Annotated in this window: 20 protein-coding genes and 1 pseudogene; 9 read left to right on the forward strand and 12 right to left on the reverse strand. The window is 70.4% G+C overall.

Annotation, left to right across the window (positions count from 1 at the left end; all coding sequences use genetic code 11):
• The first annotated feature begins 5 nt into the window (after nucleotides 1–5).
• From ACFZDL_RS28230 to ACFZDL_RS28260, 7 genes and pseudogenes are all read left to right on the forward strand, one after another.
• Nucleotides 6–1526, forward strand: a complete 1521-nt coding sequence (locus ACFZDL_RS28230; protein WP_353591870.1) for an ABC transporter substrate-binding protein — start codon at nucleotides 6–8, stop codon at nucleotides 1524–1526.
• Nucleotides 1526–2491, forward strand: a complete 966-nt coding sequence (locus ACFZDL_RS28235) for an ABC transporter permease (RefSeq protein ID WP_353591869.1) — start codon at nucleotides 1526–1528, stop codon at nucleotides 2489–2491. The genes ACFZDL_RS28230 and ACFZDL_RS28235 overlap by 1 nt, the downstream gene beginning before the upstream one ends.
• On the forward strand, nucleotides 2488–3360 hold the full coding sequence (locus ACFZDL_RS28240; RefSeq protein ID WP_353591868.1) for an ABC transporter permease: 873 nt from the start codon (nucleotides 2488–2490) through the stop codon (nucleotides 3358–3360). Before ACFZDL_RS28235 ends, ACFZDL_RS28240 begins: the two co-directional genes overlap by 4 nt.
• A complete protein-coding gene (locus tag ACFZDL_RS28245; protein ID WP_353591867.1) occupies nucleotides 3357–4157 on the forward strand; it encodes an ABC transporter ATP-binding protein in 801 nt (266 codons plus the stop codon). Before ACFZDL_RS28240 ends, ACFZDL_RS28245 begins: the two co-directional genes overlap by 4 nt.
• Complete coding sequence (locus ACFZDL_RS28250; RefSeq protein WP_353591866.1) at nucleotides 4154–4939, forward strand: ABC transporter ATP-binding protein; 786 nt, start codon at nucleotides 4154–4156, stop codon at nucleotides 4937–4939. The genes ACFZDL_RS28245 and ACFZDL_RS28250 overlap by 4 nt, the downstream gene beginning before the upstream one ends.
• A gap of 24 nt (nucleotides 4940–4963) precedes the next feature.
• The gene (locus ACFZDL_RS28255) at nucleotides 4964–6169 is read left to right on the forward strand and encodes a PP2C family protein-serine/threonine phosphatase (RefSeq protein WP_353591865.1); all 1206 of its coding nucleotides are present in this window, start codon (nucleotides 4964–4966) and stop codon (nucleotides 6167–6169) included.
• Nucleotides 6170–6254: 85 nt separating this feature from the next.
• Nucleotides 6255–7343 (forward strand): annotated as a pseudogene (locus ACFZDL_RS28260) (polysaccharide lyase family 1 protein); the annotation flags it as partial.
• A gap of 73 nt (nucleotides 7344–7416) precedes the next feature.
• Here the strand turns inward: ACFZDL_RS28260 and ACFZDL_RS28265 are convergent.
• From ACFZDL_RS28265 to ACFZDL_RS28310, 10 genes are all read right to left on the reverse strand, one after another.
• Nucleotides 7417–8340, reverse strand: a complete 924-nt coding sequence (locus ACFZDL_RS28265; protein ID WP_353591863.1) for a carbohydrate ABC transporter permease — start codon at nucleotides 8338–8340, stop codon at nucleotides 7417–7419.
• Nucleotides 8333–9295 carry a sugar ABC transporter permease gene (locus ACFZDL_RS28270; RefSeq protein ID WP_353591862.1) on the reverse strand — a complete coding sequence of 321 codons (963 nt, stop codon included), beginning with the start codon at nucleotides 9293–9295 and terminating at the stop codon, nucleotides 8333–8335. The genes ACFZDL_RS28265 and ACFZDL_RS28270 overlap by 8 nt, the downstream gene beginning before the upstream one ends.
• Nucleotides 9292–10611, reverse strand: coding sequence for an extracellular solute-binding protein (locus tag ACFZDL_RS28275; RefSeq protein WP_353591861.1), 1320 nt, complete (start codon nucleotides 10609–10611; stop codon nucleotides 9292–9294). The genes ACFZDL_RS28270 and ACFZDL_RS28275 overlap by 4 nt, the downstream gene beginning before the upstream one ends.
• 114 nt (nucleotides 10612–10725) lie before the next feature.
• A complete protein-coding gene (locus tag ACFZDL_RS28280) occupies nucleotides 10726–11373 on the reverse strand; it encodes a YesL family protein (RefSeq protein WP_353591860.1) in 648 nt (215 codons plus the stop codon).
• On the reverse strand, nucleotides 11370–12440 hold the full coding sequence (locus ACFZDL_RS28285; protein WP_353591859.1) for a LacI family DNA-binding transcriptional regulator: 1071 nt from the start codon (nucleotides 12438–12440) through the stop codon (nucleotides 11370–11372). Before ACFZDL_RS28285 ends, ACFZDL_RS28280 begins: the two co-directional genes overlap by 4 nt.
• 104 nt (nucleotides 12441–12544) lie before the next feature.
• A complete protein-coding gene (locus tag ACFZDL_RS28290) occupies nucleotides 12545–13318 on the reverse strand; it encodes an HdeD family acid-resistance protein (RefSeq protein ID WP_353591858.1) in 774 nt (257 codons plus the stop codon).
• A gap of 120 nt (nucleotides 13319–13438) precedes the next feature.
• The gene (locus tag ACFZDL_RS28295) at nucleotides 13439–13906 is read right to left on the reverse strand and encodes a TIGR03668 family PPOX class F420-dependent oxidoreductase (RefSeq protein ID WP_353591857.1); all 468 of its coding nucleotides are present in this window, start codon (nucleotides 13904–13906) and stop codon (nucleotides 13439–13441) included.
• 16 nt (nucleotides 13907–13922) lie between these two features.
• Entirely contained in the window at nucleotides 13923–14747 is an 825-nt protein-coding gene (locus tag ACFZDL_RS28300) for an LLM class F420-dependent oxidoreductase (RefSeq protein ID WP_353591856.1), read from the reverse strand.
• Between the two features lie 96 nt (nucleotides 14748–14843).
• Entirely contained in the window at nucleotides 14844–14996 is a 153-nt protein-coding gene (locus tag ACFZDL_RS28305; RefSeq protein ID WP_353591855.1) for a hypothetical protein, read from the reverse strand.
• 27 nt (nucleotides 14997–15023) lie between these two features.
• On the reverse strand, nucleotides 15024–15494 hold the full coding sequence (locus tag ACFZDL_RS28310) for an SPW repeat protein (RefSeq protein WP_353591854.1): 471 nt from the start codon (nucleotides 15492–15494) through the stop codon (nucleotides 15024–15026).
• A gap of 206 nt (nucleotides 15495–15700) precedes the next feature.
• On the opposite strand from ACFZDL_RS28310, the gene ACFZDL_RS28315 reads away from it, so the two are divergent.
• Nucleotides 15701–16444 carry an SDR family oxidoreductase gene (locus ACFZDL_RS28315; protein WP_353591853.1) on the forward strand — a complete coding sequence of 248 codons (744 nt, stop codon included), beginning with the start codon at nucleotides 15701–15703 and terminating at the stop codon, nucleotides 16442–16444.
• Nucleotides 16445–16662: 218 nt separating this feature from the next.
• On the opposite strand, the gene ACFZDL_RS28320 is transcribed toward ACFZDL_RS28315, so the two are convergent.
• Both ACFZDL_RS28320 and ACFZDL_RS28325 read right to left on the reverse strand, forming a co-directional pair.
• Nucleotides 16663–17631 carry an acetylxylan esterase gene (locus ACFZDL_RS28320; RefSeq protein ID WP_353591852.1) on the reverse strand — a complete coding sequence of 323 codons (969 nt, stop codon included), beginning with the start codon at nucleotides 17629–17631 and terminating at the stop codon, nucleotides 16663–16665.
• 79 nt (nucleotides 17632–17710) lie between these two features.
• A complete protein-coding gene (locus tag ACFZDL_RS28325; RefSeq protein WP_353591851.1) occupies nucleotides 17711–18685 on the reverse strand; it encodes an Lrp/AsnC family transcriptional regulator in 975 nt (324 codons plus the stop codon).
• Between the two features lie 170 nt (nucleotides 18686–18855).
• On the opposite strand from ACFZDL_RS28325, the gene htpG reads away from it, so the two are divergent.
• Nucleotides 18856–20775, forward strand: coding sequence for a molecular chaperone HtpG (gene htpG, locus ACFZDL_RS28330; RefSeq protein WP_353591920.1), 1920 nt, complete (start codon nucleotides 18856–18858; stop codon nucleotides 20773–20775).
• Nucleotides 20776–20811: the final 36 nt, after the last annotated feature.

A 20811-nucleotide genomic window follows, 5' to 3' on the forward strand; every position in this document is an offset into this window, starting at 1 on the left:
CCTCCATGAACATCACCAAGTCCGCCCTGTACGGCGGTGCCACGGCCGCCACCCTCGCCCTCACCCTCACCGCCTGCGGCGGGGGCTCGAACGGAGGAAGCGCCTCGGGCGGGGCGTACGACAAGGACGCCACCGTCAACGTCGGCTCGCTCTACGAACCGCAGAACCTCGACAACACCGCGGGCGGCGGCCAGGGCGTCACCGAGGCGCTGGCCGGCAATGTCTACGAAGGGCTGTTCCGGCTCACCGACGACGGCAAGGTCGAGAAGCTGCTCGCCCGGGACTACAAGGTCAGCGGCGACGGGCTCACCTACACCTTCACCCTGCGCGACGGCGTGACGTTCCACAGCGGCAAGAAGCTCACCAGCCAGGACGTCAAGTACAGCCTGGAGAAGGTGCTCGCGAAGGACTCGCAGTCCGCCCGCAAGTCCAACCTCGAGGTCATCAAGGACATCGCCACGCCCGACGCGAAGACCGTGAAGGTCACGCTCTCGAAGAAGTCGATCTCCTTCGTCTACAACCTCTCCTACGTCTGGATCGTCAACTCCGAGGCGAAGGGCCTCAAGACGGACGAGGACGGCACCGGACCGTACACGCTGGACAAGTGGACCCGCGGCTCGGCCCTCAGCCTCGACCGGTTCGCCGGCTACTGGGGCCGCGCGGCCGCCAACAAGGCCGTCGTCTTCCACTACTACAAGAACGCCTCGGCGCTGAACAACGCGCTGCTGACCAACGCGGTTGACGTGGTCACCAGCGAGCAGTCGCCCGACGCCCTCGACCAGTTCAAGAACAACCAGAACTACAAGGTCAACGACGGCGACTCGACCACCAAGCTGCTGCTCGCCTTCAACGACAAGGCCAAGCCGTTCACCGACGCCCGGGTCCGCCAGGCGGTGTCCTCCGCCATCGACGACAAGAAGCTGCTGGAGTCCGTCTGGGGCGGGTACGGCAAGCTCATCGGCTCGATGGTGCCGCCCACCGACCCCTGGTACGAAGACCTCACCAAGGTCAACGCGTATGACACCGCCCGGGCCGAGAAGCTCCTGAAGGAGGCCGGCTACGGGAACGGCTTCACCTTCACCCTCGACACCCCGAACTACGACCCGCACCCGACCGCGGCCACCTTCATCAAGTCGCAGCTCGCCAAGGTCGGCATCACCGTCAAGATCAACACCATCACGCCCGACGAGTGGTACACGAAGGTCTACAAGAACCACGACTTCACCGCCACCCTCCAGGAGCACGTCAACGACCGCGACCTGGTCTGGTACGGCAACCCCGACTTCTACTGGGGCTATGACAACAAGCAGGTCACCCGCTGGGTGGAGCAGGCGGAGGAGGCGCCGAGCACGGCCGCGCAGACCGAGCTGCTGAAGAAGGTCAACCGCAAGACCGCCGAGGACGCGGCGAGCGACTGGCTGTACCTGTACCCGCAGATCGTCGTCGCGAACAGCAAGCTCTCCGGCTACCCCGTCAACGGCCTCAACTCGCAGTTCTTCGCCTACGACATCAAGAAGAAGGGCTGATGGCGCGGTACCTCCTGCGCCGCCTCGCCTTCCTGCTGGTGTCGCTGGCGCTCGCGAGCGTGGTGCTGTTCGTGCTGCTGCGCCTGCTGCCCGGGGACCCCGCCAACGCGCTCACCTCAGTGGGCGCCGGACCCGAGCAGATCGCGGCGGCACGCCACTCCATCGGCTCCGACCGGCCGCTGCCCGAGCAGTTCACCCACTGGATCGGGCAGCTGGCCAGGGGCGACCTCGGCACCTCGTTCGTCAGCTCGCTGCCGGTGGGGCCCGAGGTCTCCTCGCGGCTGAACGTCACCATCCCGCTGACGCTCGCGGCCTTCGTGCTGGCGGTGCTCATCGCCGTGCCGGCCGGGTTCATCGCCGCGTACAAGCGGCGGACCTGGTACGGGGCGCTGCTCAGCGGGGTGTCGCAGCTGGGCATCGCGGTCCCGGTGTTCTGGCTCGGCATGATCCTCATCGCCGTCTTCGCCCTGAACGCCGGATGGCTGCCCGCGGGCGGCTTCCCCCAGGACGGCTGGGCCGAGCCCGCCGAGGCGATCCGCTCGCTCGTACTGCCGGTCGTCACGATCGCGCTGGTAATGGGCGCCTCGCTGACCCGGTACGTCCGCTCGGCCACCCTCGACGTGCTGGGCAGCGACTATCTGCGGACCGCGCGGGCCCTGGGCGCCTCGTTCGGGCGTGCCATGTGGCGGCACGGGCTGCGCAACGCCTCCGTGCCGGTGATCTCGATCCTCGGCATCGAGCTGGCGTCCACGCTGCTCGGCGCGGTCGTCGTGGAGTCGGTGTTCGCGCTGCCGGGCCTGGGCTCGATGCTCGCGACCGGCATCGCCCAGCACGACTACCCGGTCATCCAGGGCGTGCTGTTCGTCTCCACGCTCGCGGTGCTGCTGATCGGCTTCGCGGCCGACCTCGTCCAGCGGATCATCGACCCGCGGCTGCGGGGCAGGCTCTCGGGAGGCTCCCGATGACGCACACGACCTCCCCGGCCAGGGTCTCGACCGAGGCCCCGGCCAAGCCCCCGGCCAAGCGGTCCTCCACCCTGATCGTGGGCTGCACGCTGGCCGGCCTGATCTTCCTGCTCGCCCTCGTCTCCCTGTTCTGGCTCCCGTACGCCGCCGACGACACCTCCGGCGGACGGCTCACCGGCCCCGCCGCCGATCACCTGCTGGGCACCGACAAGCTCGGCCGCGACCTGTTCACGCAAGTGATGACCGGCTCCCGGATCGCCGTCGAGGCGGGGCTCGGCTCCGTCCTCATCGCCGCCGCGGCCGGGGTCACCCTGGGCGTGCTGACCGCGTTCGCCCAGGGCTGGCTCGACGACACGCTCTCCGCCTTCCTCGACATCCTGATCGCCTTCCCGACGCTGCTGCTCGCCATGCTGATCGTCGCCGCCCGCTCGGCCACCCTGGGGTCGGCCGTGCTGGCGATCGGCATCGCGCAGAGCGCGGTCGTGGCCCGCCTGGTGCGCATCCTGGTCAAACGGGTCCTGGCGCAGGACTACATCACGGCCGCCCGCACCTCGGGCACCTCCTGGCCCCGCATCGTGGCCGGACACGTCCTGCCCAACATCTGGCCCACCCTCGTGGTCAACCTGGCGCTGCAGTTCGGGCTCGCGGTCCTGGCCGAGGCCGGGCTCTCCTATCTGGGCCTGGGAGCCCCGCCGCCCAGCGCCTCCTGGGGCCGCATGCTCCAGGAGGCCCAGGCCACCTTCACCACCGCCCCGGCGGGCGCGCTCGCCCCCGGCATCCTGCTCGTGCTGCTCGTCATCGGCGTCAACCTCATCGCCGACGGCCTGCGCGACACCCTCGACCCGGCGACCCGGCGGAGGCGCGCATGACCCTCCTCGACGTACGCGGCCTCACCGTCCGCACGGCGGACGGGCGCACCCTCGTGGACGACCTCTCGCTGTCCATCGCCCCCGGCGAACGGCTCGGCGTCATCGGCGAGTCGGGCTCCGGCAAGTCGCTGACCACCCTCGCCGTCCTCGGGCTGCTGCCCGAGGGCATGACCGCCACCGGCAGCGTCGAGCTGGGCGGCACCCAGATCGTCGGCGCGAGCGAGAAACGGCTCACCGGCATCCGCGGCCGGGACGCCGCCATCGTCTTCCAGGAGCCGCTGACCGCGCTCGACCCGCTGATGCGGGTGGGCCGGCAGATCGCCGGACCGCTCCGCAGCAGGCGGGGACTGACCGGCGGCGCCCTCAAACGGGCCGTCGCCGAGGCGCTGGAGCAGGTGCGGCTGCCCGAGCCCGACCGCATCGCCCGCGCCTTCCCGCACGAGATCTCCGGCGGCCAGCGCCAGCGCGTGGCGCTGGCCATGGCGCTGGCCTGCGAGCCCAAGCTGCTCATCGCCGACGAGCCGACCACCGCGCTGGATGTGTCCGTGCAGGCCGACATGCTCGCCCTGATCGACACCCTGGTACGGACACACGAGATGGCGGTCCTGTTCGTCAGCCACGACCTGGCCGTCGTCGCCAAGGTCACCGACCGGGCCCTGGTCATGAAGGACGGCCGCGCCGTGGAGGAGGGCACCGTCGACCAGATCGTCCGGGCGCCGCGCGAGGAGTACACCAGGGCGCTGGTGACCAGCGCCCGACGGCTGGAGTCGGCCCTGGCCCCGAGGAGCGCCCGATGACCCCCGCGGTGGACGCGACGACCCCCGTACTGGAACTGGACGACGTCGCGCTGCGCTACCGGGGGAGCGCCGCCCCCGTCGTCGAGGACGTGTCCCTCGCCGTGGCGGAAGGCCACAGCCTCGCCCTGGTCGGCGAGTCGGGCGCGGGCAAGACGACCCTGCTGCGCCTGCTGCTCGGGCTCGCCCGGCCCACCTCCGGCACCGTGCGCTTCGACGGCGAGGCGCTGCGCCCCCGCGACACCGGGCTGATGCGCCGCTTCCGAGCCGGCGTGCAGTGCGTCTTCCAGGACCCGTACTCCTCGCTCGACCCCCGCCGCCGCGTGGGCGCCACCGTGGCCGAGCCGCTGCGCTCGCTCGGCATCGACAGCAGGCGTACGGCGGTGCCCAAGGTGGCCGAGGCCCTGGAGCGGGTCGGGCTGCCGGCCGACGCCGCACGGCGCTATCCGCACGAGTTCTCCGGCGGACAGCGCCAGCGCATCGCGATCGCCCGCGCCACCGTGTGCGACCCGCGGGTGCTGCTGGCCGACGAACCCGTCAGCGCGCTCGACGTCACGACCCGCGTCAAAGTCGTCGACCTGCTGGCCGAGTTGCAGCAGGAGCGGGGCCTGACGATCGTCATGGTCTCCCACGACCTGTCGGTGGTCGCGTCCCTGTGCGAGCGCACCGCGGTCCTGGAGCGCGGCCGCATCGTGGAGCAGGGCGACACCGCGCAGGTGCTGGGCGACCCGGCGCACGCGTACACCCGCCGCCTCGTCGACAGCGTGCCGCGCCTGCCCGCCTGAGCGGGATTCCGTACAGTTGACCCTATGGTGGGCGCGGAAGCGTCGGTATCGGCCGGAACCGCGGAAGCCCTGCTGGAAGAGCTGGTCAGGACCTCCCAGGAGGCGTCCCCCGCGGAGCTCCCCGAGGTCCTGGACCGCTATGTCACGGCCATGGGCCTGGGCCGGGTCGTCGTGTTTCTCATCGATCTCCAGCAAAGGCGGCTGCTGCCGCTGGCCGAGGGCGAAGAAGAGCTGGAGGTCGACGGCACCCTGGCCGGCTGGGCGTACCGTACGGACTCCCTGCGGGTGGCCGAGGACGGTGCGGGCGGTCTGGTCGTATGGCTGCCGCTGATCAACGCGGGGGAGCGGCTGGGCCTCGTGCGCTTCTCGATGAAGACCCTGGACGGGCACAGGCTCTGGCGGTGCCGGGCGCTGGCCTCGCTCCTCGCCCTGATCGTCATCTCCAAGCGCACCTACATCGACACGATCGCGCAGCGCACCCGCACCCGGCCCATGCAACTGCACACGGAGATGCTGCGGGCGTTTCTGCCGCCGCGCTCGATCGGCACCGGCCGGGTGGTGTCGACCGCGGTCGTGGAGCCCGCGTACGAGCTGGGCGGCGACGCCTTCGACCACTCGTTCACCGAGGACATCCTGCACGCCACGATCCTCGACGCCATGGGCCACGATCTGGCGTCCGGCCTCACCACCTCCGTGGCCATGGCGGGCTGCCGCAACGCCCGGCGCACCGGCGCGGACCTGGCGCGGCTGGTCACGTGCGTGGACGAGGCGCTGTCACGGTGGCTGCCGGACCAGTTCTGCACCGGCATCTTCGCCCAGCTGCACATGCCCACCGGCGTGCTGCGCTGGTGCAACTGCGGCCATCCGGCGCCGCTGCTCATCCGCCGCCACCGGCTGCACCAGAAGGCGCTGGCACGGCCCCCCGAACCGCCGCTGGGCCTGCCCGCCAGCATGTCCGGCGACCGCCGCCAGGTGCACGAGACGGCGCTCGAACCCGGGGACCAGATCCTGCTCTACACCGACGGGGTCGTCGAAGCGCGCGACGAGGGAGGCGAACAGTTCGGCCTGGAGCGCTTCACCGACTACGTCATCCGGTCGACGGCCGCGGGGCAAACCGCCTCGGAAGTGCTGCGCCTGCTCATCCACGCCATCCTCGACCAGGGGAAGAACGAACTCAGCGACGACGCCACGATTCTGATGATCGAATGGCAGCCCCCCGACGCGGAGTAGCCCGATGACGCGATGGGGCAACCTCTCGGCCCGCGGCGGCGACAGGGGCATGGACGACATCCCCCGAGCTGTGGAAGAGGTGGCCATGGAAGCCGAGCGGCACAACGCGCGGCGCGGCAGGGTCTGGGGCAGGTTCGGCCTGACGGCGGGACTGGCCCTGGCCCTGGGCGCGGCGGCCGGTCTCGCGGACGGCCGGGCCTTCGCACGGGCCGACGCCGGGGCGCGGGCGGAGCTGACGACGAGCGCGGCGGCGTGGGCCGATGACGCCGCCGACGGTTTCGCCTCGGTCAACGCGCTGGGACAGAACGGCACCTACGGCGGCCGGGGCGGGGCGACCGTGACCGTCCGTACGCTCGCCGATCTGGAGAAGTACGCGACGGCCGCCGAGCCGTATGTGATCGTGGTGGCCGGGGCGATCACCATGGACCCGAAGGGCAAGGAGATCAAGGTCGCCTCGAACAAGACGATCGTGGGCTCGGGGACCGCGGGCCAGATCGTCGGCGGCGGTTTCTTCCTCGGCCAGGGCGTGCACAACGTCATCATCCGCAACCTGACGATCCGCGACTCCTACGAGGGCACGTGGAACGACAAGGACCACGACTGGGACGCCATCCAGATGGACGGCGCCCACCATGTGTGGATCGACCACAACGACCTGCGGCACATGGCCGACGGCCTGATCGACAGCCGTAAGGACACCACCTGCCTCACGGTGTCATGGAACCGGCTGCAGCAGCACAACAAGGCGTTCGGCATCGGCTGGACGGAGAACACGACCGCCGACATCACGATCCACCACAACTGGTTCCACGAGACCGAACAGCGCAACCCGTCCACCGACAACGTCGCGCACGCGCATCTGTACAACAACTACCTGCAGGACGATCCGGGGACCACCATCAACTCCTCGTACGGCAACTACGCCCGCGGCAACACGAAGATGGTGCTGGAGAACAGCTACTTCGAGGGCATGAAGAACCCGGTGATCAAGGACGCCACCGCCTCCCTGGTCCAACGGGGCAGCGTCTTCGCGAACACCACCGGCCGCAACGAAAGCGGCGGAACGGCCTTCGACCCGAAGACGTACTACCACTACACACTCGACCCCGCCGCCCAGGTGCCGTCGATCGTGAAGTCCCGCTCCGGACCCAGTTCCGCGATCGGTGGCACGGCGCGCTGAGCGCTCGGACGAGCGACCCGGGCGGCTGGGCCGCCCGGGTCGGCGCGTCCTGACGGCCCCCCAGCCGTCAGCCTTTCAACCCCGCCGAGGCCATGCCCTCGACGAAGTACCGTTGGGCCACCAGGAACAGCGCGATCATCGGCAGAGTGGCCAGGGCCGTACCCGCCATCAGGAAGTTCCACTGCACCTCGATGTCCGCGTGGCTGAACACCGCCAGGCCGAGCTGGATCGGGCGCATCTCATCGGTCCGGGTGACCAGCAGCGGCCACAGGAAGTCGTTCCAGGACGACTGGAACTGGAACACCGCGATGGTGATGACCGCCGGCTTGATCAGCGGCGTCATCACACGGGCCCAGATGCCGACCTCCGACAGCCCGTCGAGGCGGGCCGCGTCGGCCAGCTCGGCCGGCAGGTCCACGTAGAACTGGCGGGCCAGGAACACGTACAGCGGTGCCAGCGCACCCGGCACGATCAGCGCCCACCAGCTGTCCAGCCAGCCGATGCCGCCCTGTCCCAGCCAGTCGTTGCCGCCGGAGAACGGGATCGACCGCACGATCAGGAAACGGGGGATCAGGATCACGTACACCGGGACCATGATCATCGCTACCGTCAGCCCGAAGATGACGGTACGCCCGCGGATCGGTGTGCGCGCCAGGGCGTAGCCCGCGGCGGTCGCGAGGACGACGGTGATGAGCGTCTGGGCGACGGCGATGATCAGGCTGTTGCGGAAGTAGACGTCGAAGGGCGCGGCCTTGAAGGCGTCCACGAAGTTCTCCCACCGCACGTCGTGCGGCAGCCACGTCCCCTTGCCGAGCTCGGAGGCGGGCTTGAGCGCGGTGAGGATCATCCAGAGGAACGGGACGAGCATCACGGCGGCGCCCAGCGACAGGACGGTGTACAGCACGGCGCGCGGGATCCACGTGGTGCGCGCCCGCGGCGGCATGGTCGGTGCGGATGACCGCGCGGTGGGCGCGGCGGTCGGGTCAGTCATCGCGGGCTCCCCTGGCCAGTCGCATCACGACGGCCGTGACGACGCCGATGATCAGCACGAAGACCACGGTCTCCGCACAGGCGTAGCCGAATTTCAGCCGCGTGAAGGCGTTCAGGTAGATGTCGTACGTCAGGACGAGGGTGCTGTTGATGGGGCCGCCGCGCGTCATCACGTACACCTGCTCGAAGACCTGGAACGAGAAGATGACCGAGGTGACGAGCACGAACAGGTTCGCGGAGGCGATGGATGGCCAGGTGACCGCGCGGAAGACCTGCCAGCGGTTCGCGCCGTCGAGCTGGGCCGCCTCCTTCAGCTCGCGTGGCACGGTCTGCAGGGCGGCGAGGTAGATCACCATCTTGGTGCCCAGGCCCTGCCAGATGCCCAGGATCATGATCGCGGGAAGCGCCCATTCAGTGGAGCCCAGCCAGTTGGTACGCGCGATGCCGAACAGGGCGAGGAAGTTGTTGAGCGCACCGAGGTTCGGATCGAGCAACCACAACCAGACCACGGCGATCGCCACCGTCGCCGTCATATGAGGCAGATAGTAGGCGGTGCGGAAGAAGCCGCGGGCCTTGATCTTCTGGTCCAGTCCGAGCGCGATGAGCAGGGCCAGGGCCATGCCGACGGGCACCACGACGACGGTGTAGAGCGTGGTGTTCCACAGCGCGGTGTGAAAGCGGTCGTCGTCCAGCAGTGTCCGGTAGTTGTCGAGCCCGACCCACTCGGGAGCCTGCAGGAAGTCGTAGCGGAAGAAGCTGAAACCCAGCGCCATCAGCACCGGTACGGCGATGAAGACGCTCATATGGGCGAGCGCGGGGGTGAGCAGCAGCCAGCCGGCGCGGCGCTGGCCGCGGGTCAGCGCCCGGGACGCCGTGCCGTAGCGTGGGGCGCGCGCCGGCGAGGGGCGGGAGCGCTGCGCGGTGCCGGGGACGGCGCCGATATCGATCCGGGTCACATCGAACCTGCCTTTTCCGCGAGGGACGTGAGCGCCTCTTTGGGCGAGCGACGGCGCAGCAGCGCCTCGTCCAGCGCGGGCGCGAACTCGTCCTGGAGCTGCAGCCAGTTGGGAGCGCCGCCGGCGTACGCCGAGTACGCGGTGTTCCGGCCGGCGAACCGGCTCGCCGGATTCGACCTCTCGACGGCGGAGCCCTGCGCCGCCCGGGACGCGGGAATGGCCAGGTTGAGCTTGGCCAGGTCCTGCTCCGCCTCGGGGGAGGTGAGGACCTTCAGCAACTGGTAGGCCGCGCCGGGGAGGTGGGTGCGCGAGGAGATCGAGACGATCTGGCCGCCCATGAACATGGCCTGCTCGGCGTCGGTGATGTTGAAGAACCCGAGGTCGTCGCAGACCTTCCGGCCCACACCCGTCTTGTCGTCGCAGTCGACGTACGCGCCCATGAAGCCCATCGCGGCCCGCCCCGAAAGGACCATGGGGCTGCCGTCCGTGGCGCCGGTGGCGAAGTCCTGCGCTCGGTCGGTGTTCATCAGGTCGTCCATGGCTTCGAGGGCACGCACGCCCCTGGAGCCGTCGAACGCCGCGGAGCCGTCCGCGGTGTAGAGGGATCCGCCCGTCGCCTTGAGGAAGGTCAGATAGTCCTGGGTGTACTGGTGCTGGGTGGGGTTCACCCAGAAGTCGAACCCCGAGCGCACCAGCCTGCCGCCTTTGCGTACGGTCAGCTTCTTCGCGTAGGCGCGCAGTGCGGCGATCGTCGTCGGCGGCTTGGCGGGGTCGAGCCCCGCCGCCCGGAACATGCTCTTGCGATAAGCGATGACCTTGGCGCCGCCGATGCTGGGGACCCCGTACACCTTTCCGTCGTGGACCGCGGGCGGGACGAAGCCCGGTCGTACCCGCTGGGCCAGTGTTCTGGGGGTGAGCCCGAACGAGCCCAGGTCGGCGAAGGCGCCCTTGTCGGCGAACGGCGGGATCCAGCCGACCCCGGTGACCATCACATCGGGCAGGTCCCCGGCGGCGACGGACGTGGTGACCTTCTCGTTGAGGTGGAGCCAGGAGGCGAGGTCGGTCTCCACCTTCACCTTCGGATAGGTCTCGTGGAAGGTGTCGATGACCTTCTGCAGAGCCGCCTTGCCGGCGGGCGTCGTGGGATAGCCGGGTGTCAGGAACCGCAGGGTGCCCGTCACCTGGGCCGGATCGCGATCGGGTTTGAAGCGGCCCGGTGGGGTGGAGCGGTCGGCGCATCCGGTGAGGCCGCCCAGCAGCCCCATGAGGGCCGCAAGCGCCGCAGCTGCCCGCCGCGCTCGCGCTGCGTTGCGCATAGCGGTGTCCTCCGCGTACTAGGGGATGAGGGATAGAAACCGGTTGTCGCGGCGAGCATAAAAAGAACTCAGTAGTAGGACAAGAGGCCTGCCTGGGATTTCGGCAACCGTTTTCTAAGCGCTGCGGGACCAGCCGGGATGATCCGTCGGGATCCCGGCGAACAGCCGGTGCAGCACCAGCGCGGGCACGCTGATCCCCCACAGGGCGGCGAGCGTCGGCAGCCGCCACAGTACGGCCCCCCAGGTCGCGCAGAGCAGCACCGCACAGGCGCAGCGGCCCGGCCGTGTCACGGCCAGGCGCAGACCGGCGAGCACCCAGTCGCGCGGCGGCGCCTGCGGACGCCGCGCCGCCACCTCGAACACGGTGATGTGCACGGCCGTGACCACGATGGCGACCGGCACCAGTGCCGCGGTCGCGAACACCAGCAACGGCCCGGGAGCGCCCAGCCAGAACGAGCCGGACAGCCACAGCCCGAGGAGCGACACCAGCCCGGCAGCCGCCAGCGGCAACGAGCCCCGGAGGACTCGCCGCCACTCCCGGAAGAAGAACGCCGCCACTCGGTTCTCACCCTCTTCGTGCCACGCCCGCAGGGCCGAGTGGAGCGCGATTCCGGCGGCGTACGAGGTGATGAGGGGCAGCGACGCGAGCAGCCAGCACAGGTTCAGCACCGCGAGGTGGGCGGGGTACTCGAACCAGCGCAGGGCACGGGACATCAGGGTGGAGCGGGTGCCTGGGCGGCCCCCGTGCGCGGGGGCGGTCACAGCGCCGCCCTCGCCGGCGGGGCCACCGAGTCGCGGATCACCACATGGGTGCCCAGGAGCAGGTGTTCGTCCGGGGTGTCCGGTGTTCTGCCCAGGCCGGTGCGGACGGCGAGCCGGCCCAGCTCCTCGTACGGCACATGGACCGTGGTCAGCGGCGGGTGCAGATCCCGGGCGAACGGGATGTCGTCGTACCCGGCGAGCGACACCTCGTCGGGTACCCGCAGCCCCGCCTCGTGGAGCGCGGTGAGCGCCCCCGCCGCGACCATGTCCGTGGCGGCCACCACGGCGGTGAACTCCAGCCCCGTATCGAGGGCCCCGCGCATCAGACGGTGGCCCGAGTCACGGGTGAAGTCGCCGGACAGCCGCAGCGCAGGGTCCGGATCAAGGCCCCGGGCGCGGTGCGCGGCCAGATAGCCGCGCTCGCGCCCCTGGGCCGCGGTGTTCTCCGGTCCGCCCCCGAGGAAGAGGACCCGCCGGTGGCCCTGGGCGAGGACGTGGGAGCACAGCGCGTAGGCCCCGCTCTCGTTGTCGTACTCGATGACCGACGCCGGGGTGCCGGGGTCCAGCGGCGGCCGCCCGCACAGCACCAGCCGTGAGCCGGCCGAGGCCAGCGACTCGGCGATACGGCCCATGCGCCGGCGGTAGTCGGGGGTGTCCGCGGCGCCGCCCACCAGGATCACCGCGGCGGCGCGCTGGGCGCGCATCATCTCGATGAACTCCAGCTCGTGGTCGGCGTCTCCGTCCGTGCTGCACACCAGGCACAGATGGCCGAGCCGGGCCGCCTCGCGCTCCACGCCGTGTGCCATGTGCGCGAACGACGGGCCGGTGATGTCGTCGAGGACGAACGCGAGCGTGGGGGTGCCGGCGCCCGCCACCGCCTTGGCGTGGGCGTCGGCGACATAGTCAAGATCGCGGACCGCCCGCATCACCCGGGCGCGCGTCTGCGTGCTGACCGGGTACACACCGCCCAGCACCCGGGACACCGTGGACGCGGACACCCCCGCGCGGGCCGCGACATCCCGGATCGTGCTGCGTCCCCCGCCGTTGCCGCCGCCCTTCCGTACCATGGCCCACCCCTCGCTGTGCCCCCGATCCGGTCACCGCATGACAACCGGTTGCTGCCTCAGAGGCTAACAGCGGGGGAGACGCGCGGGGAGAGCCATGACAAGGGCTACGGCTGGGGATGCGGCCGGAACCGCGGGAAGTGCGGGCGGCGTTCCGCCTCGCGCGGGGGGTGGTGGCCCAGCGCGACCCGCAGCTGCACCCCGTGGAACACCTCGATCACTCCCAGCGCCAGCAGCCAGATGCCGGCCACCACGGCGAGCGCCGCGATCGAGCCGAAGGGCGCGACGATCAGGATGATGCCGCCCAGCATGCTGATGACACCGAAGAAGATCTGCCAGCCGCGGGCCGGAAGCCCCTCGTGGGAGACGGCCGCGGCGGTGAGCATGACGCCCCGCAGCAGCCAGGCGAACCCGATCCACAGGGCCAGCAGCAGGATGGACTGCGCCGGTCCCCGGAAGCAGAGCAGGCCCAGCAGTACGGCGAGGGCGCCGCTGATGAAGCTCAGCACGCGCAGATGCCCCGGCACATGGGCGCCGAAGGCCCCCGCCAGCTGGAAGATCCCGGTGATCAGCAGATAGGCACCGAACAGCGCGCCGAGCACCGCCAGGGTGCTCCCCGGCCAGGCCAGCACCATGACGCCCAGTGCGATCGCGACGAGGCCCGTGGTCACCAGGACCTGCCAGGCGGCATTGGACAACATCCCCAGGGCACCGGCGAACGGGGCCTCGGCCTCCGCAGGCCGCTCACCTCGCTGAGCCGTGCCGTAGGGCTCCGCACCTCGCTGCTCGGCGCCGTAGGGCTGCTCGCGCCGCGGCTCGGCGCCGTAAGGCTGCTCGCGCCGCTGCTCGGGGCCGTGTGCGTCGTCGGAGGAGAAACTCATGGCCGTCCACCTCCTCGATGGAACCGAAGGCCGTACCCGACACCACCATCCTCTCCCCGGACGGGACTCTTCGCCTGGTGGCGCCGACGGCGCTGGTGGCGCTGGTGTTCTCGGGCGGCCTCAGGCCGAACCGCCCCCGGTGGCCTGCCAGCCGCTCCACCGGTCGACCGCGATCTCCACGACCGGCCCCCGCGGCGGCCGGTCCGCGTACTGCGCCGGGTACTTGTCGGCCAGCAGCCGGACGTACGCGGCGGAGGCGGCGGACTCCTCAGCGGAGGCGGCGGGCTCCTCGGCGGGCGGCAGGACGCGGGCCCTGCCGTCGGCCCGCGCCCACCACAGCAGGTCCCAGTCCTCGTCATAGCCGTCCACCAGGAGGCACACGGCGGGGTTGGCCCGGATGTTGTCCAGGCGTCTGAGCCGCTGCGAGCGCTTCGGTTTGTGGTCGACCGCCGTCACCACCGTGTCACCGGTCAGCGCGAACACCACCGGCACCAGATGCGGCCGGCCCCCGGCGCCGGCGGTCGCCAGCCGGGCCACCCTGGTCCGCGCGAAGCGCTCCCGCGCACCGGCGCTCGTCATCGTGGGCACCGCGACTCCGGGCGGCTCACCGGAACCGGGCGGCGACCTGGGCCATCGTGTCGAGATGGCCGAGTGTTTCGCGCTCCGGCACGGTCGGCAGATAGAACAGGACCCGCTCCACGCCGAGCCGCTGGTATCCCTCGACCACCTCGGGCGAGGCGGGCACCGCGTACACCGTCACCGGCACGTCCCGGCCGGCCACGCTCCGCAGCCGCTCGATCTGCGGGGCCAGCTGCTCCGGCGACGACGCGTTGGCCAGCCAGCCGTCCCCGAGGGCGGCGATCCGCTCGAAGGCGCCCTCGCCCCCGCCCACATAGATCGGCGGGTGCGGACGCCGCACCGGCTTGGGCCAGAGGTACACCGGGTCGAAGTTCACGAATTCCCCGTGGAATTCGGCTTTCTCCTGTGTCCACAGCTCGCGCATCGCCTGCAGCCGCTCGTTCACCAGACGGCCTCGCGTGGCCGGGTCCGTCCCGTGGTTCTCCATCTCCTCGCGGTTCCAGCCGATGCCGATCCCGACGACGGCGCGCCCGCCGGAGACAAGGTCGAGCGAGGCCACCTCCTTCGCCATGATGATCGGGTCCCGCTGTGCCACCAGGGCGATACCCGTCCCCAGCAGCAGCCGCTCGGTGACCGCGGCGACGGTGGCCAGCACGATGAACGGGTCGAGCGTGCGGTAGTACATCTCCGGCAGCTCCCCGCCCGCCGGGTAGGGCGTACGGCGGTCCGCCGGGATATGGGTGTGCTCGGCGATGAAGAGCGAGTCGAAGCCCCGCTCGTCGAGGGCTCGCCCCAGCGGGGCGGGCCCGATTCCCTGGTCGGTGACGAAGGTCGATACACCGATTTCCACGGCGGCTCCTCCTTGTCGAGGAGGGCCGGCGACCGCCGTCACCGGCCCGGCCCGGGCACCGGGGCGAGCCTTGGGGATCCCAGCCCTCGTGTTCTGCTACTTCTTCCGCTCGTTCTCTTCCTCCTCGCGCTCCCCTTCCGCCTGTGAAGGGGTCGACACCGGCACATCGGGGTGGACCGTGCGCCCGGGTGCCTCGTTCTCGCGCTCGCCTTCCGCCTGGGACGGGGTGGAACGGTAGGGCTCGGTCATCGCATGCCTCCGTTCTGTCCCGGGCCGTCAGCGCCCCGGGCGGGCGGCCGAGCTCCGGCGGGCCGGGGTGGCCGTCTTCGCCATCGAGCTCGCGGCGAGCGCGAGCACCAGGGCGACGGCGCCGGCGACGACATTGCTGATGATGGTGCGCGTGGTGGCCACGCTTCCCGACACCACCCACGGCGCGATGATGGCCCAGACGCCCAGCAGCGCGGCGGCCCAGGCCATGCCGTGGGTGCGCTCATAGGCATGGCCGAAGCCGCCCATGAGCAGGGCGTAAGCGATTCCGGTGATCAGGTTGGTCACGGCCAAGGTCATCATGCCGTTGAAACCCACGATCCAGGGGGAAGCGGCGAGGTACAGACCGGTGATCAGGGATATCGCTTCGACGGCCTGGGCCGCGGGCGTGGTCGCGGCCTGCTCGGCCCAGGTGTGGCGCTCCCGCATCGCCAGGATGTCCGGATGGGACTCCATGGTCGCATGGGTCGGTTCTGTCATGATCGCCTCCTGCGGTCAATTCGCTCCGGAACCCGAGTGCCCGATATGTCGCCTGGTAACGCCCGAACCGCCATAAAGTTCGCGGGGCCGTCCGTATGCCGGGTCGTGGCCGCGCCCCGTGCGGCCATTGACAGGAAAGGGCTTACTCCCTAGCGTCTGTTCACGAATATGACTTGAATTCAACAAGTTGTACGGGGAGGCCGGGAATGGGACGACGGATCGTGGTGTCGGGCGGCGGCACGGGGATCGGGCTGGCGACCGCCGAGTCCTTCGCCGCGGACGGGGACCGGGTGGTCGTCGTCGGGCGCCGCGCCGAGGTGCTCCGCGCCGCCGCGGACAAGGTCAACGCCGCGCACGGGGCCGACCTGGTCACCTGGACCAGCGCCGATCTCAGCGATCCCGAGCAGACCCGGCGCGCCGCCGAGTTCATCGCCGCCGACGGCCCGGTCGACGTCGTGGTCACCAACGCGGGCGGCAATGTCGCGCCCGGTAACGACGGCACCCTCGAAGGCATAGCCGACCAGTTCCAGCGGAACTTCTCGGCCAATGTGCTGACCGCGGTGCTGCTGACCGAGGCCCTGCTGCCGCACCTCACCCGGCCCGGCGGCCGGATCGTGCACCTGTCCTCCGTGGCGGCGCTGCGCGGCCCCGGTTCGTACGGCGGCACCAAGGCGCATCTGCACGTCTACACCTACGACCTGGCCAAGCGCCTGGGCGCGGAGGGCGTCACCGTCAACGCGGTGGCCCCCGGCTATGTCCAGGACACCGAGTTCTTCGGCGAACGGGGCACCCCCGAGTTCATCGCCCAGCAGATCGGGCAGACGCTGACCGGGCAGCCCGGCCACCCCGCCGAGATCGCGGCCGCCATCCGCTATCTGGCCTCCCCGGAGGCCGCCTATGTCACCGGCCAGGTGCTGCACATCAATGGCGGCGCCCAGTTCGGCCGCTAGGCCCTGTCGTCTGTCCTTGCCCGTCCAGGGCCGGACGGCCCTGGTTCAGGGGCCGGTCGGCCCTGCCCTCGCCCTCGTCCACCAGCAAGGATTTATCCGCGCAGGGGGGGGAAAGAAGGACGGACGGCCGACCCGGAGGGAGCCTCGCGAAGGCTCCCCAACCATCTCCGGGTGCGGCCGTCCGTCCTTGGGGAAGGGGGGACGCGCGGTGCGGGTCCCTAGCGCAGCCTCGGCGCCAGCCAGTCCAGCTGGACCTCCTGATGGGCGGGTCCGCCGCCCTCGTGGTCGTTGAACGAGTACACCTCGATGCGCTTGTCCTCGACCGCGTAGGCGTTGTACGCGGCGAACACGGTGGACGGAGGGCAGGTCTGGTCCTCAAGGCCGGTCGAGAACAGTGCCGGTGCCCGCCCCCGGGCGGCGAAGTGGACCCCGTCGAAGTAGGAGAGCGTACGGAAGATCCGCTCGTCCCGGCCGCGGTGCGTCTTGAGGTAGTTGCCGATCTCGCGGTACGGATCGCGGTCGGTCAGCGTCGCCGCCCGGCCGAAGTGGCACAGGAAGGGCACATCGGGGGCGATTGCGACCAGGTCGGGCACCAGGCCGCCCACGGCGAGGGTGATGCCCCCGCCCTGGCTGGAGCCGGTGACCGCGGTGCGGGCGGGGTCGGTGAGCGGATGGGAGCGGGCCGCCTCCACCGCGCGCACGGCGTCGGTGAAGACCCGCCGGTAGTAGTAGTCCTCGGGGTTCTCGATACCCCGGGTCATGAACCCCGGGTACGCGGGCCCGGAGCCGACCGGATCCGGGGTGTCGCCGGTGGCCCAGCCGCTGCCCTGGCCGCGGGTGTCCATCACGAGGTGGGCGAAGCCGGCGGCCGGCCACAGCAGATGGGTGTGCGGCAGCCCGCGCCCGCCGCCGTAGCCGATGTACTCGACCACGACGGGCAGCGGCTCCAGGGCCCCGGCCGGATGCAGGAACCAGCCCTTGACCGGGTGGCCGCCGTACCCCGCGAAGGTGACGTCGTACACCGCCACACCGGTGAGCGCCGTGGCGACGGGTTCGAAGGTGGCGTTCAGCTCGTGGTCACGGGCCTCGGCGAGGGTCTTCTCCCAGAATCGGTCGAAGTCCTCGGGCTCGGGGATGCGCGGCCGGTAGGCGCGCAACTCGTCGAGCGGAAGATCGAACAGGGCCATGGACGGCAAGCTCCCTTCATGTTGTGCGAAGGAAACCATCGCGCGCGCCCCCTGACAAGGAGGGGGCCGTACGGCCCGGTCAGATCGGCAGCAGCGCCCCGGCGCGTTTCACGGTGCGGATGACCGGGGCCGTCTCCAGGGAACGGATCGCGTCCAGCGACGCGATGCGCTCGGTGAGATAGCGCGCGAGGTGCTGGGCGTCGCGGCAGTTGACGGCGCCGAGGAGATTGGTCGGGCCGGTGGTCATGGCGACCAGCGACACCTCGGGGTGCCCGGCCAGCGCGGACGCCACCTCGGCCAGCCGCGACGGCCGTACCGACATCCACAGCCGCGCCTCGGCGCGGAAGCCGAGCGCGGCGGGCGGGATGTCGACCAGGAAGGTGAGCACTCCGGCCCGGCGCAGCGCGGTCAGCCGGCGGCGGACCGTCGAGTCGGACCAGCCGGTGGCGGACGCCAGTTCGGCGTAGCTTGCCCGGCCGTCCCGGGACAACACCTCGAACAGCGGCTGGTCCCCGTCATCCAGGGTGACCTCCGCGTCCGCGTCGGCGACCGGCGGCGGGCTGAGCAGCGCGGTCTGCTCCGGGGTCAGCCGGGCGGGCCCCGCCCAGCTGTCGGGCAGGGCGGAGTGGCCGAGCAGCAGATGGGCGGAGATGGAGGTGATCCGGCCGGTACGGGGGAGCCGGTGCAGCAGCAGCGCGTCACTCTCGTCGCTGGAGCGGGTCTGCGCGCTGCACGAGATCTCGGTGCCGCCCGAGAGCAGATGGACGTACGAGGTGTCGGGGCGGGCGGCGAGCGCCCGGGCGATGGCACCCGCCGCGTCCGGGGTGCACTGCAGACGGATGGTCCAGGCGTTGTAGCCGAGCCGGCCGCCGTTGAGGGCGCCCACCACGCGCAGCACCCCGGCGGAGCGCAGCCGGCGGTAGCGGCGGGCGACGGTGTTCTCGGAGACGCCGAGGGCCTGGCCGAGCGTGCGCAGCGACGCCCGGCCGTCGATCTGGAGGGCGTGGACCAGGCCCCGGTCGATGTCGTCGAGGGTGACGGTATCCGTGTTCATCGGCCGTCAGCATGCCAGTTTGCACCCCATTCGGGCCCTGTGAGGGGGGCCTTCGCCTCTAAGCTGACGTCAGGTACTCGCTACAGGTACTCGCTCGTGAAAGGAAGCATGTGAACACGAAGGCCGAAACGTTCGAGTTTCAGGTCGAGGCGCGCCAGCTCCTGCAGTTGATGATCCACTCCATCTACTCCAACAAGGACGTGTTCCTGCGGGAGCTCATCTCCAACGCGTCCGACGCCTTGGACAAACTGCGGCTGGAAGCGCTCCGCGGCACCGACCTGCGGGCGGACACGTCCGATCTCCACATCGAGATCGAGGTGGACAAGGAGCGCCGCACGCTGACCGTGCGCGACAACGGCATCGGCATGTCGCACGACGAGGTCGTCCAACTCATCGGCACCATAGCCAAGTCCGGCACCGCCGAGTTCCTTCGTGAGCTGAAGGAGGCGAAGGAGGAGTCGAAGGACGCCGCGGCCTCACAGGACCTCATCGGCCAGTTCGGCGTCGGCTTCTACTCCGGTTTCATGGTGGCCGACCAGGTCACGCTGGTGACCCGGCACGCGACGGAGGACCACGGCACCCGCTGGGAGTCCACGGGCGAGGGCACCTACACGATCGAGGCGGTCGACGAGGCGCCCCAGGGCACCTCCGTCACCCTGCGGCTGAAGCCGGAGGACACCGAGGACCACCTCTACGACTACACCTCCCCGCGGAAGCTCAGGGAGATCGTCAAGCGGTACTCCGACTTCATCACCTGGCCCATCCGCATGGCCGCCGAGTCCCCGAACACGGCCACGGACGCGGCCACGGACACGGACAAGGACGGCGACGGGGACGGCGAGGCCGAGACCCCGCGTGAGCCCGAGGTCGAGACGCTCAACTCGATGAAGGCGCTGTGGGCTCGCTCCCGGGACGAGGTCACCGACGACGAGTACCACGAGTTCTACAAGCACATCAGCCACGACTGGAGCAACCCGCTCGAGACCATCCGCATGCAGGCGGAGGGCACCTTCGAGTACCAGGCGCTGCTGTTCATCCCGTCCCAGGCGCCGCTGGACCTGTTCATGCGGGAGCGCAAGCGCGGTGTGCAGCTCTACGTCAAGCGCGTGTTCATCATGGACGACTGCGAAGAGCTCATGCCGGAGTACCTGCGCTTCGTCAAGGGTGTCGTGGACGCGCAGGACCTGTCGCTGAACGTGTCCCGCGAGACCCTTCAGCAGGACCGCCAGATCCAGCTGATGCGCCGGCGCCTGGTCAAGAAGGTGCTGTCGACGGTCAAGGACATGATGTCCGCCAACGCCGAGAGCTACGCGACGTTCTGGCGGGAGTTCGGCCGCGCCGTCAAGGAAGGCCTTCTCGACGACTTCGAGAACCGCGACGCGATCCTGGAGATCTCCTCCTTCGCCTCGACCCATGACGCGGAGCAGCCCACCACTCTGCGGCAGTACCTGGACCGCATGAAGGACGGGCAGCAGCACATCTACTACATGACGGGCGAGTCGCGCTCGATCATCGAGAGCTCGCCCCACATGGAGGCCTTCCGGGCCAAGGGCTACGAGGTGCTGCTGCTCACCGACCCGATCGACGAGATGTGGGTCGGGTCGGTGCCGGAGTTCGACGGCAAGCAGTTCCAGTCGATCGCCAAGGGACAGGTCGACCTCGACACCGAGGAGGAGAAGAAGGAGGGCGAGGCCGAGCGCGAGCAGCAGCAGAAGGACTTCGCCGAGCTGCTGTCCTGGATGACGACGACGCTGAGCGAGCAGGTGAAGGAGGTGCGGTTGTCCTCCCGGCTCACCACCTCGCCCGCGTGCATCGTCGGTGACACCCACGACGTCACCCCGGCGCTGGAGAACATGTTCCGCGCCATGGGCCAGGACATGCCCCAGATCAAGCGCATCCTGGAGCTCAACCCCACGCACCCGCTGGTGACCGGCCTGCGCGAGGCCCACGGCGCGGACGGGAGCGCGGACGGGCTGGCGGAGATGGCCGAGCTCATCCACGGCATGGCGCTGCTCGCCGAGGGCGGCGAGCTGGGTGATCCGGCGCGCTTCATCAAGCTGATGGCCGACCGGCTCCAGCAGACGCTGTAGCGCGGACACCGTACGGGGGAGGGCCGCCGGCAGCCG

The sequence above is a fragment of the Streptomyces sp. NPDC007917 genome (assembly GCF_042959105.1).
Lineage (GTDB): Bacteria > Actinomycetota > Actinomycetes > Streptomycetales > Streptomycetaceae > Streptomyces.

What these genes read in the sequence shown, in the direction of transcription:
- ACFZDL_RS28275 (WP_353591861.1), bottom strand. Translation starts at nt 10,611, where the DNA reads ATGCGCAACGCAGCGCGAGCGCGGCGGGCAGCTGCGGCGCTTGCGGCC.
- ACFZDL_RS28285 (WP_353591859.1), bottom strand. Translation starts at nt 12,440, where the DNA reads ATGGTACGGAAGGGCGGCGGCAACGGCGGGGGACGCAGCACGATCCGG.
- ACFZDL_RS28290 (WP_353591858.1), bottom strand. Translation starts at nt 13,318, where the DNA reads ATGAGTTTCTCCTCCGACGACGCACACGGCCCCGAGCAGCGGCGCGAG.
- ACFZDL_RS28255 (WP_353591865.1), top strand. Translation starts at nt 4,964, where the DNA reads ATGGTGGGCGCGGAAGCGTCGGTATCGGCCGGAACCGCGGAAGCCCTG.
- ACFZDL_RS28230 (WP_353591870.1), top strand. Translation starts at nt 6, where the DNA reads ATGAACATCACCAAGTCCGCCCTGTACGGCGGTGCCACGGCCGCCACC.
- ACFZDL_RS28315 (WP_353591853.1), top strand. Translation starts at nt 15,701, where the DNA reads ATGGGACGACGGATCGTGGTGTCGGGCGGCGGCACGGGGATCGGGCTG.
- ACFZDL_RS28250 (WP_353591866.1), top strand. Translation starts at nt 4,154, where the DNA reads ATGACCCCCGCGGTGGACGCGACGACCCCCGTACTGGAACTGGACGAC.
- ACFZDL_RS28320 (WP_353591852.1), bottom strand. Translation starts at nt 17,631, where the DNA reads ATGGCCCTGTTCGATCTTCCGCTCGACGAGTTGCGCGCCTACCGGCCG.
- ACFZDL_RS28310 (WP_353591854.1), bottom strand. Translation starts at nt 15,494, where the DNA reads ATGACAGAACCGACCCATGCGACCATGGAGTCCCATCCGGACATCCTG.
- ACFZDL_RS28245 (WP_353591867.1), top strand. Translation starts at nt 3,357, where the DNA reads ATGACCCTCCTCGACGTACGCGGCCTCACCGTCCGCACGGCGGACGGG.
- ACFZDL_RS28305 (WP_353591855.1), bottom strand. Translation starts at nt 14,996, where the DNA reads ATGACCGAGCCCTACCGTTCCACCCCGTCCCAGGCGGAAGGCGAGCGC.
- ACFZDL_RS28265 (WP_353591863.1), bottom strand. Translation starts at nt 8,340, where the DNA reads ATGACTGACCCGACCGCCGCGCCCACCGCGCGGTCATCCGCACCGACC.
- htpG (WP_353591920.1), top strand. Translation starts at nt 18,856, where the DNA reads ATGATCCACTCCATCTACTCCAACAAGGACGTGTTCCTGCGGGAGCTC.
- ACFZDL_RS28325 (WP_353591851.1), bottom strand. Translation starts at nt 18,685, where the DNA reads ATGAACACGGATACCGTCACCCTCGACGACATCGACCGGGGCCTGGTC.
- ACFZDL_RS28240 (WP_353591868.1), top strand. Translation starts at nt 2,488, where the DNA reads ATGACGCACACGACCTCCCCGGCCAGGGTCTCGACCGAGGCCCCGGCC.
- ACFZDL_RS28235 (WP_353591869.1), top strand. Translation starts at nt 1,526, where the DNA reads ATGGCGCGGTACCTCCTGCGCCGCCTCGCCTTCCTGCTGGTGTCGCTG.